Raw genomic sequence first — 9,892 nt, forward strand, 5'->3', positions numbered from 1 at the left:
GGGGTGCCTGTGGCGCTGGACGTCGCCGACCTCTTCAAGCGCCTGGGCAAGCCCGCTCCCGCCACCGGCACTCCGGACTGGGAGCGGGCCAGTGCCGCGCTCGAAGACGCCTTCTGGGTGATCGCCGCGCAGGGCCACCCCGGGTGGACCCCGCAGCGCCACCCGGCCGTGATCCGCGCGCTGGCGCTGGCCGTCGCCGACCGGCGCTTCCGCAACCCCGAGGGGTACGTGCAGGAGCAGGCCGGAGAGGTGAGCTACCGCATGCCGGACGGCTCCCCGATGGGCCTGGCCCTGACCCGGGGCGAGCAAGCGCTGATCGAACGGGTGGCAGGCCGCGGTGGTCTCAAGACCGTGCAGGGCCAGCGCTCGGCCATCTCGCGGGGCATGCGCACCGGCTACCCGTTCCCGGACCCCGAGGACTCCTGGGGGCTGAGTTGAGCCTGCTGGAGCGCGGTCGCACCCGCGTGACCGTCCACACCGTCCGCATGGTCGATGACGGCTACGGTGACCGTCGGCCGGCACCTGGGCCGAGCGCCACGTACGCGGCCTGGGTCCAGCCGGTCGGCGACGCCGCCGGTTGGCGGGCCCCGGTCGGCGCTCAGGTCGGCTGGTCCCCGCCGATCCGCCGAAAGATCGTCTTCCCGCCGGACACGGTGATCGACAAGTGGTCCGCGATCTCCTTCGAGGACCAGGGCGACCCCGGCACCCGCTGGGCCGTGGTCGATCCGCCCCGCGCCCACCACGGCGCTTCCGACCGGATGAGGTTCGTGACCGTGATCGTGGAAGGGGGCGGCCAAAGTGGTGAAAGTCCGACCTGACCTTGACGCCGTGATCGCCGGGCTTCCCGGCGTGATGGGCGTGCTCAAGCTGGAGGCCGAGGAGCGCAAGGCCCGCGTCGCCGCGAAGGCCGCACTCCACATCGACACCGGCGAGTTCATCGCCGGGCTCAAGGTGCGCCGCCACGCCAAGGGCTACGCCATCGTCAACCTGGACCCGCTGGCCGCCCACAAGAACTGGGGCGGCTTCAACCACCGGGCTGGGCGCCACGTGGACGGCATCCACGCGATGGAGGCCGCCCTGTGGTGAGCGAGCCCTACCTGATGCCCGACTCCGAACGCATCGTCCTGGAAGCCCTGCGCACCGTCTTCCCCACCCTGCGGTGCGCGGTCTACCTGCCCACCGACTGGCAGCTCGCGCTGCGCGAGGCCGGCGGCCTGGTCGTCGCCCGCCGGGTGGGCGGCGTGATGCGCGACTCCCGGTTCGTGGACGAGGGCATGTTCAACGTCCAGACCTACGCCGCCGGGCGGGCCGACGCCTCCCTGATAGCCCGCCGCGCCCGCGCCGGCCTGCTCCGCCTCACGCGCGAGCAGTGGGGCACCCCGGACGGCTACCTCTCGCACTTCCGCGAGGCCACCGGCCCGTTCATGACCACCGACCCCATGACCGAGGCCCAACCGGACTTCTACCGGTTCACCGCCAACTACATGATCGCTACAAGGCCCCGCTGACGGGCCGGAAGGGAGTCAGCTTGGCTGCTGACGACGCCCCGGTCCTGGTACCGGGCACCGGATACATCTACGTCGCCGACCCCGGCACCCCGCCGCCGGACCTCAGCAAGCCCGGGTTCGACCCGAAGGACCCGTCCAAGTGGTCCCCGACCGGGCTCACCTGGAAGTCGGTCGGCAACACCTCGCTGGACAACGGCATCGAGCTGAGTGTCGACGGCGACGACGCCGAGGTGCTGGGGAGCTGGCAGAACAAGGCCCTCAAGACCACCGACCCCGGCAAGACCTACGCGGTGACGATCAACCTGGAGGACTTCACCGCCGAGTCCTACAAGCTCTACTACGGCACCCCCAAGGGCCTGGACTCCAAGGGCTTCTTCTCCATCCCCTCCGCCCCGGTCGCCCAGCCCCGCGCGCTGATGATCGCCGCCGTGGACGGCGGCAAGGCCGTGGTGTGGCACTACCCCAAGACCAGCATCATCGGCACCGACGCGGTCAAGATCGACCCGGCCGCACTCACCGAGATGCCGGTGAAGGCCACCGTCGTGGCTCTCAACCAGTCCACTCCGCTCGGCACCGTCACCCCCGTGTTCGACCTGGCCGCTGGCCTTCAGCCCGCCGCCTGATCCTCTTCGACCGGCGCTGCCGGCTGTGCCGGTACCTCACCTCGCCGAAGCTCTGCCCGGACCCTGCGAATCGCACGAATCGAGATGATCGCGTCCTCACTCAGGGATGGAATCCAGCGCCTCAGCAGTACGCGGAGGACGGCAACCACCCCAGGGGCCCCAAGAATCACGGGCGCCAGCCACCCAGGAACCTGCACCACCAACTCCTCTGATCTGGCAGCAGATCGGAAGTTGACCTGTTTTCAGGCAGGCTCGACCCGACCTACCGCAAGCGGTAAGTGAATCGAGACCTGCCGGTGCAGGTGCTCGGGAAGCTGCTAGATAAGTTGAGGTTTTTCGGTTCGGGTTGAGCGTCAACCCTCGCCGCGCCGTTGTCAGTACACCGGTACTCAGACGGCGACACGAGGGGTAACCCGGGTGCATTCCCATCCACCCAGGGTTGCGACGTACCGAGAGGTGCCAACCTCTCAGTAGTAGTGTCATGACTTTCCGTCAGTTCTGTCAAACCGCCTGGAGGCATCCCCTTTGACCACCCTGGACTTCGCCGCCCTCGCCGCCGAGGCCGAGCGCAAGCACACCGGCAAGGGCGTCAAGTTCGTCGCCAAGAACGGCAAGAAGGTCCGCCTGCGCCGGATCGAGGGCCTGCCCGGCGGTGACCTGAAGACCGCGCTGGCCCTGCTGGACATCGTGCAGTCGCGGAAGGTCTCCAACGAACGCCGGATCGACGCGATGACGGGCCTGCTGGTCGCGGTCGCCTCCGACAAGAAGGCGATGCGGGAGTCTGTGGACGCCCTGCCGCTGGAGCAGACCATGACCGTGGTCGAGCGGTGGATGGAGGAGGTCGCGCCGGGGGAAGCGGCGGCCTGATCAGGCTGCTGGACGAGCACGGCGCGGAGATCACCGCCGACCTGCGCCGCTACTGCGGCGTGGACGTCCTGGACTGGTTCCGGGGACGGCACTCCGCCCGCTTGATCCTCGCCCTGATCGGGACCTTCCCCGACGACTCGGCGACACTGGCCGCACTCCGCGGTGGCCGCGAGGCCCTGGGCTGGGACGCCAAGGCGTACGTCCTGGCGGACCTGGTGGACGCCGTCCAGGCGCTCACCCATGTCCAGGTCGCCAAGGCGTCGAAGAACCCCCGCACGGTCGAGCGGCCGAAGCCCTACCCACGCCCGTACGCGAAGACGTCCCGCCGGCAGGCCGCCGCCAGCAACCCGTTCGCCGCCGCCCTCCAGCGCGAGGTCGGTGAAGGCGGGGGCCCGGCCGTCGCCGAGCCCTCAACCCCCCCTGCAGTAACGTTCCGCCTTCCGGCGGCCGTCCTCGCGCGCTCCGCCGCGCAGACGCGGCCCGCGCCGGTCCGACTCACGTAGGAGGTGAGCCGATGGCCGGTCCCGGCGGCAAGGAAGTCGGGCGCGTCCACGTACGCGTCCTGCCCGACACCTCCGACTTCCGCCAGCGCCTCAAGCAGTACTTGGAGATGCTGGAGAAGTACACCAAGCTGAAGGTCAAGCTCGACCTTGACACCACGGGCGTGAACGCCCGGCTGCGGGAGCTGACCCACGACCGCAGCGTCCGGGTCAACGTCTTCGCCGACACGGCGGAGGCCGCCGCCCGGATCGCCGCGCTCACCCGCGAGCGACGCCTGCGCGTACGGGCCGACGTCGATGCCGACACCGGCCCGGCCGAGGTCCAGATCCGCCGGTTCACCGGCCGCCGCTGGCGGCTGGGGATCAACGTCCACCTTGCCCGGGGTGGCTTCGAGCGGGTCAAGTCCGGGCTGGCAACCATCGGTTCGGGGGTCGCCGACATCGGCCGCAACTTCGGCCGGCTGTTCACCACCAGCATCGAGCAGACGGCCTCTGCTCTCCAGGGGATCGGCTCTGGCATCAGCTCGGCCGCCCAGGGTGCGCTGGGCATGGCGGGCGGCTTCGCCCAGGCCGGTGCCGCCGCGCTGCCGCTGCTGGTGGCGGTCACCGCCATCGCCTCCTGGGTGACGGTGGTCGCCTCCGGGCTGGTCGCCGTCATCGCCCTGGCGGCGCTGCCGGTCCTGCCGATCGGCCTCGCCGCCATCGCCGCGGCGGGCGACATGAAGACCCTCGGCAAGAAGGCCGAGGAGGCGATGCAGGCCGCCAGCGAGGCGCTGAAGCCTGCAACTGCCGCCATCCGCAGCGAGTTTGGCGGAGCGGTCAAGGACGTCACAGCCTGGTTCAAGCAGGCCGAACCGCAGATCAAGGCGTTCTTCGACGCCGGGGCGACCTTCGTCCGCCCCATGGTGAAGTCGATCACCGACTTCACGGACGTCCTGTTCCCCAAGCTGACGGCGGCGATGACCTCGCTGGGGATGAAGGCGTTCACCGACGAGCTGCCGGTGGCGCTCGTCGGCATCGGGGCCGCCTTCGGCGACTTCTTCCTCACGCTCTCCAACGGGGGCGACCGGCTCAAGCTGATCTTGAGCCCCCTGGTCGGCGTCCTGGACGCCGTCCTTCAGGGGCTCGCCTCCCTGGCCGTCCAGTTCTCGCCCAAGATCGCCGCGTCGATCTCGTGGTTCGCGGACACCCTGCGCCAGTTCTTCGGCGTCTTCAAGGACAACGCGCAGGCCACGGCGATGCTGATGCGCACCGTCGACCTCGGGCTGCGCGCCCTGGTGATCGCCTTCGGCGTCACGATGGCTGGCTGGGACATGCTGGCCAGCTCGGCTGTCTGGGCCTGGCACGCCGTGCAGGCCGCCTGGGACGGGCTGACGTCCGCCACGTCCGCAGCCTGGTCCGCGGTGACCTCGTGGACGTCCTCCACCTGGGCGTCCGTGCGCTCGTGGGTCTCGGACGCCGCTTCGTCGGTCGGCAGCGCCGTCTCGGCCGCATGGCGAAACGTTTCTTCGTGGACCTCGTCCGCCTGGGGGTCCGTGACCTCGTGGACCTCTTCGTCCTGGTCGTCGGTGACGTCGACCGTGTCGTCGGCGGCCTCGTCGGTCGGCTCGGCTGTCTCGGCGGCCCGGCGGAACGTGACCTCGTGGACCTCGTCCGCGTGGAACTCCTGTACCAGCGCAGTGAGTTCGGCCTGGTCGAGCATGACCAGCGCCGTGTCGACCGGCGTCGGCAACGTCGTCTCGTACGTGGCCTCGCTGCCCGGCAAGATCCTTTCGGCGATCGGCGACCTGGGCTCGCTGCTCTTCGACAAGGGCAAGAGCGCGATCCAGGGACTGATCAACGGCATGAAGTCGATCAGCGTGTCCGGCGTCGTCTCCAGCATCGTCGGCAGCCTCAACCCGTTCAAGTCGGCCGCCCCCGCCCCGCAGGTGGCCGCGCCGCGCTCGCTGATGGCCGCCCCGATGGCCTTCGCCGCCGTGCCGGCCGCCACCTACGCGAGCCCGCTGGAGCAAGCCCTTCGCCCGGTCGCTACGGGGCTGAGCTCGCTCGACTCCTACGGCTACGGCCAGCGCGCCGCCGCCGGATTGCGCCACCCCGACACTGCGTCCAGGGACGCCGGCCGGGAGCGCTACGGCACGCGCATCACCGTCAACGCCCGCACCAACGCGGACCCCCACGAGGTCGGCAAGCAGATCGCGTGGGAGCTGAAGACCTCCGGGAGGTAACCGCTTGGGGGCTGTTTTCCCGCCCTTCGTCGGCGACGTCACCGCCCACACCGCCCGCGTCTTCTACACGAAGGCGCAGGGTGCGTGGACGGATGTCGAAACCACCAACGCCTCTACGGGCAAGGCGCATTACAACACCGAGGACCCCGACTGGCCCGGCACCGCGTTGGTCGGCTCCGGTGGTCCGCTGGGGGACGACCCGCCGCTGGAGCCGGACACCGAGTACCGGGTGCGCTACCACTCCACCGGGCCGGGCCTGGACGTCTGGTCCGAGCCGGTCACGTTCCGTACCCTGCCAGACCTGCCGCCCCCGGCCAGGCCGGACGCGGGCCCCCGGCCCAGCGCCCGCACCCCCTACACCGCCGCGCCGTGGACGGCCCGGTGGAACGGGCTGCTGCTCGGTGAGGACTCCTCCGTCGTGCTGGAGGAGGTGGCCGGTCTGCTGGACGTGCCCGACGTCCGCAGCTCGGACGCCGAACTGCTTCAGCGCGACGGCCTCACCCCGGGCACCGACTACATGGGCGCCCGCACCGTCACCCTGACCATGCTCGCCCTGGACGACCACGAACTCCCGGACCTGCTGGCCGCGTTCGCACCCGGCGGGCCGGAACGTCCCTTCGAGTTCGCGTTCCCCGGGGTGGCCGGCGGCCGGTCCCGCATCATGGCCCGGGTACGCAAGCGCGCCGTCACCGTAGACAAGGAGTTCCACGCGGGCCGCCGCCGCGTCACGGTCGAGCTGCTGGCCACCGACCCCCGCCTGTACAGCGCCGACGAGGCGCGGGCGACGGTGGCGGTGGCCGTGCCCCGGGGCGGGCGGCCGATCTTCCCGCTGACGTTCCCCTTCGACATGGGCACCGGCCCCGCCGCCCGAGCGGCCCCGGACATCGACAACCGGGGCTCGGTCGACACCTGGCCGACGGTGCGGATCACCCCGACTACGGGCGAGATCCGCGACCCGTCGCTGACCCTCGTCCACAACGGCCTGCGCCAGCGCTTCGCCGTCCGGGGACTGCGGATCGGCCGTGGCGACGCCCTGGTGATCGACATGGGGCGTCGGCGCATCACCCTCAACGGCGCTTCGCGGTTCGGGCAGGTCGACCCCGGCTCGTCCTGGTTCGCCCTGCCGCCCGGCGGCAGCACCGTGCAACTCGACGTATTGGAAGGCCCCGACGGGGTCACGGCGGACGTCTCCTGGCGCTCCGCCTGGATGTAAGGACCCCATCTCTCTTGGCAGTTGAACTCCGCGCCCCGCTCTTCGTGCAGCAGGGCCGCTACGACGCGCTCGACCTGCGCACGATGATCGGCGGAACCCGGGGCGCCCACGTCGGCGTCGCCGGACCCACCGCCCTCCTGGTCGAGAAGGTCGACAACCCCACCCCGCGCGTCTCCGTCGCCGCCGGGTCGGTGTGGCTCCCGGACGACGTCGCCGTAAGCCACAAGGGGGCCGTCCACTTCGCCAACCTGGACGCCAGCATTCAGCTCCAGTGCTCCACCCCCAAGCCGGGCGAGGCCGCGCGCCAGGACCTGGTCGTCGCGTTCGCCGACCCCGACACCGCCCCGGCCGGCCCTCTGCTGATGGACATCCGCACCACCGCGGACCAGTACATGCAGCCCGTCTCCTACACCGCCGACGGCACCCCCTACGCGCTCACCGCCACCCGAGCGGCCACCGGGACGCAGGTGACCAAGGAAGGCGCGAAGGGCTGGTCGATCGCCGTCCTCGCCGAGTCCACCCCCGGCGCTAAGGACTGGCCGGTGCCCTCCAACTGCATCCGCCTGGCGGTGGTGAACATCGCCCAGACCGGCATCACCGGCATCGAGGACCAGCGGTTCGTCATCGCCGGGCAGCTCGACACCACACCCCTGCGCCAGCTCCGCACCGCCGGGGCCCAGGGCATCGCCCAAGCCGCCGTCGGTGCCCCGGCCGGCAGCCTGGTCTACGACTCGGTCACCAGCGCCCTGCACAAGGTCACCGGACCGAACACCACCGCGCCCGTCGTCCCCGGCGGCCTGCGGCTGGACGCCTCCTACCAGGCGGCCGACGGCGCGTGGGGAAACGAGGGCTGGCACCAGTTCACCGCCCCCGCCGCCGCGTACCCGCGCCTGGTGACCGTCTCCTTCGAGGTCAGCTACCGGGGTGAGTTCGGCGAAGGGTGGATCACCCCCGTCGTGACGGGCCACGGCGAGCGCCGCCGTGCGGGCCGTCCGCAGTACACCCGGGCCGGTGACTCCCGCGACGCGCGAGGCCGCGCCACCATCCGGGTTCCGGCCGGCACCCCGCTGAACGTCTCCAGCACCGTGTCCCCGGACAACACCGCGAACAACAACGTCAAGTTCATCGCCGCGTGGACGTCCTACGCCGAAGCCGTCATCACCGTGGCGGCCTGATGAGCGAGGACAACGGCTACCGCGTGATCTTGTCCGAGTTCAAGGGCGGCCGGCTGCTGGCCGAGCTGCCCGTCTCGGGCCTGTCCTACCGCTCCATCCTCAACGCCCCCGGGGCCGCGAGCTTCACCGTGCCATTGGCCGCCGAACCGCTGGCGGGTCTGGACTGGTCGCTGGTCTCGCCGTGGCGGATCATCGCGCACGTCCAGCGCGGCAGCCGCGTCCTGTGGGGCGGCCCGCTGCTGACCTGGTCCGTCGACCTTGCGGCCGAGGAGATGACGCTCGACTGCGTGGGCCTGTGGGAGTACTACCGCCGCAACATGATCAATCTCGGCTACTCCACCGGCACCACACCGCGCGAGCAGACCACCATCGCCCGCGAGCTCATCCAACAGTTCGCCGACAACCCCTCGCCCGTCGCCCCGGGCCAACCCGGCTACTGGGGCAGCAACGGCCCCGGCGCGCTCACCTTCGACCCCGACCTGGACAGCGTGAAGCGCGAGCGCACCTACCCCTGGTACGAGTGGAAGTCGGTGGGGGAAGCCGTCGAACAACTCGGCGCGGTGATCCGTGGGTTCGACTTCCGCATCGACCACGACTGGGACGTGGACGCCCGCGTGATCCGTAACCGGATGCGCTGGCTATACCCGGCCGGCGGGGTGGACACCGGCATCGTGCTGGAGCACGGGACGAACTGCACCGTCACCTCCGTCACCAGCGACGGCGACAAGATGTGCACCGAGACCGGCGTCAACGGCGCTGGCGAGGGCTGGTCACAGCTGAAGTCCTGGTGGTACAACGGCCAGCTCGAAACCGAGGAAGGCCGCCGCATCCCGCGCCTGGCCGCCGTCGAGACCAACAACTCGGTGGTGCGCGTCGACACCCTGACCGCGCAGGCCGAGCGGATGACCGCCGTCGGCGCGTTCCCGCTCGTCGTCCCCGAGGTCACCCTGCACCCCGGCGGCGAGTACTCCGCCGCCGAACTGCGCGTCGGACACAAGATCCGCGTGCGCGCCCGCACCGCGAAGTGGCCCGGCATCGACGCCGAATACGTCGTCCAGGAGATCGCCACCAAGGTCACCAGCCGCGGCGAGGAGACCACCCTCGCCCTCGTCCCCGTCTCCATCTTCGAGCGGGTGGACGACTGGGTGAAGGGCGAGCTGGAGGTGGCCGCGTGACCGTCTACGGCCGCCCCACCCTCGCCGACGAATTCCAGACCATCGACACCCGCCTCGCCTCCATGGAACGCACCGCGTCCGCACTCGGCGCGGTCCTGCCCATGACCCCCTACCGCCAGGGCCTGGACGTCGCCACCACATGGCGGGCCGCCGCCACCATCCCCACCGCAGGCATCGCCCACCCCGTCCTGCGCCTGGACTGCCGCATCGCCACCCGAACCGGCGCGAACGTCTGGCTCCGGCTCTTCGACGTCGACAAGGCCCGCGCGGTCACCACCGAGTGGAAGTACACCGGCGGCGCACTCAACAACGGATGGGTCCGCCTGGACTGGGTGCTGCCCCGAGGCGGAGGCCAGCCCGGCGAGTGGCAGCGCCTCCTGCTCCAGACCCGCACCGACGTCGAGGGAGGCGGCACCGTCGACCCCGGCGTGGCCCTCGCCCTCCCGCTCAACCAAGCCCCGCAGGCAACCGAGGCCGGCACATGGACCCCCGTCCCGATCCCGCCCGGCTACGCCTGACAGTGAGGATGTGACGTGGTGATGTTGCCGGTGGGTCTGACCCTCCGCCTGACTGACGTCTCGACTGTCCTGTTTGGGATTTGTCGGC

The 9,892-nt window shown here is 70.9% G+C and carries 12 protein-coding genes; all 12 read left to right on the forward strand.

Features of this window, described 5'->3' with window-relative positions:
* Nucleotides 1–9: 9 nt before the first annotated feature.
* The 12 genes from ACZ6Y7_RS10630 (at nt 10) to ACZ6Y7_RS10685 (ending at nt 9,804) form a co-directional block, all read left to right on the forward strand.
* Nucleotides 10–438, forward strand: coding sequence for a hypothetical protein (locus ACZ6Y7_RS10630; protein WP_465757482.1), 429 nt, complete (start codon nt 10–12; stop codon nt 436–438).
* Nucleotides 439–464: 26 nt separating this feature from the next.
* Entirely contained in the window at nt 465–818 is a 354-nt protein-coding gene (locus tag ACZ6Y7_RS10635) for a hypothetical protein (RefSeq protein ID WP_465757483.1), read from the forward strand.
* Nucleotides 819–828: 10 nt separating this feature from the next.
* Nucleotides 829–1,086: a DUF5403 family protein gene (locus ACZ6Y7_RS10640; RefSeq protein ID WP_465757484.1), complete on the forward strand. Its 258-nt coding sequence runs from the start codon at nt 829–831 to the stop codon at nt 1,084–1,086.
* The gene (locus ACZ6Y7_RS10645) at nt 1,083–1,508 is read left to right on the forward strand and encodes a phage tail termination protein (RefSeq protein WP_465757485.1); all 426 of its coding nucleotides are present in this window, start codon (nt 1,083–1,085) and stop codon (nt 1,506–1,508) included. The genes ACZ6Y7_RS10640 and ACZ6Y7_RS10645 overlap by 4 nt, the downstream gene beginning before the upstream one ends.
* Before the next feature lie 20 nt (nt 1,509–1,528).
* On the forward strand, nt 1,529–2,131 hold the full coding sequence (locus ACZ6Y7_RS10650) for a phage tail tube protein (protein WP_465757486.1): 603 nt from the start codon (nt 1,529–1,531) through the stop codon (nt 2,129–2,131).
* A gap of 525 nt (nt 2,132–2,656) precedes the next feature.
* Nucleotides 2,657–2,998, forward strand: coding sequence for a hypothetical protein (locus tag ACZ6Y7_RS10655; RefSeq protein WP_465757487.1), 342 nt, complete (start codon nt 2,657–2,659; stop codon nt 2,996–2,998).
* The gene (locus tag ACZ6Y7_RS10660) at nt 2,959–3,501 is read left to right on the forward strand and encodes a hypothetical protein (RefSeq protein ID WP_465757488.1); all 543 of its coding nucleotides are present in this window, start codon (nt 2,959–2,961) and stop codon (nt 3,499–3,501) included. The genes ACZ6Y7_RS10655 and ACZ6Y7_RS10660 overlap by 40 nt, the downstream gene beginning before the upstream one ends.
* An 11-nt stretch (nt 3,502–3,512) precedes the next feature.
* Complete coding sequence (locus ACZ6Y7_RS10665) at nt 3,513–5,723, forward strand: phage tail family protein (protein ID WP_465757489.1); 2,211 nt, start codon at nt 3,513–3,515, stop codon at nt 5,721–5,723.
* A gap of 4 nt (nt 5,724–5,727) precedes the next feature.
* Nucleotides 5,728–6,936 (forward strand): phage distal tail protein, encoded by a 1,209-nt coding sequence (locus tag ACZ6Y7_RS10670; protein WP_465757490.1) that lies wholly within the window; start codon nt 5,728–5,730, stop codon nt 6,934–6,936.
* A 14-nt stretch (nt 6,937–6,950) separates the two neighbouring features.
* On the forward strand, nt 6,951–8,111 hold the full coding sequence (locus tag ACZ6Y7_RS10675; protein WP_465757491.1) for a hypothetical protein: 1,161 nt from the start codon (nt 6,951–6,953) through the stop codon (nt 8,109–8,111).
* On the forward strand, nt 8,111–9,286 hold the full coding sequence (locus ACZ6Y7_RS10680) for a hypothetical protein (RefSeq protein WP_465757492.1): 1,176 nt from the start codon (nt 8,111–8,113) through the stop codon (nt 9,284–9,286). The genes ACZ6Y7_RS10675 and ACZ6Y7_RS10680 overlap by 1 nt, the downstream gene beginning before the upstream one ends.
* Nucleotides 9,283–9,804, forward strand: coding sequence for a hypothetical protein (locus ACZ6Y7_RS10685; RefSeq protein WP_465757493.1), 522 nt, complete (start codon nt 9,283–9,285; stop codon nt 9,802–9,804). The genes ACZ6Y7_RS10680 and ACZ6Y7_RS10685 overlap by 4 nt, the downstream gene beginning before the upstream one ends.
* The last annotated feature ends 88 nt before the right edge of the window (nt 9,805–9,892 follow it).

It is taken from the genome of Kitasatospora sp. NPDC053308 (assembly GCF_055585785.1).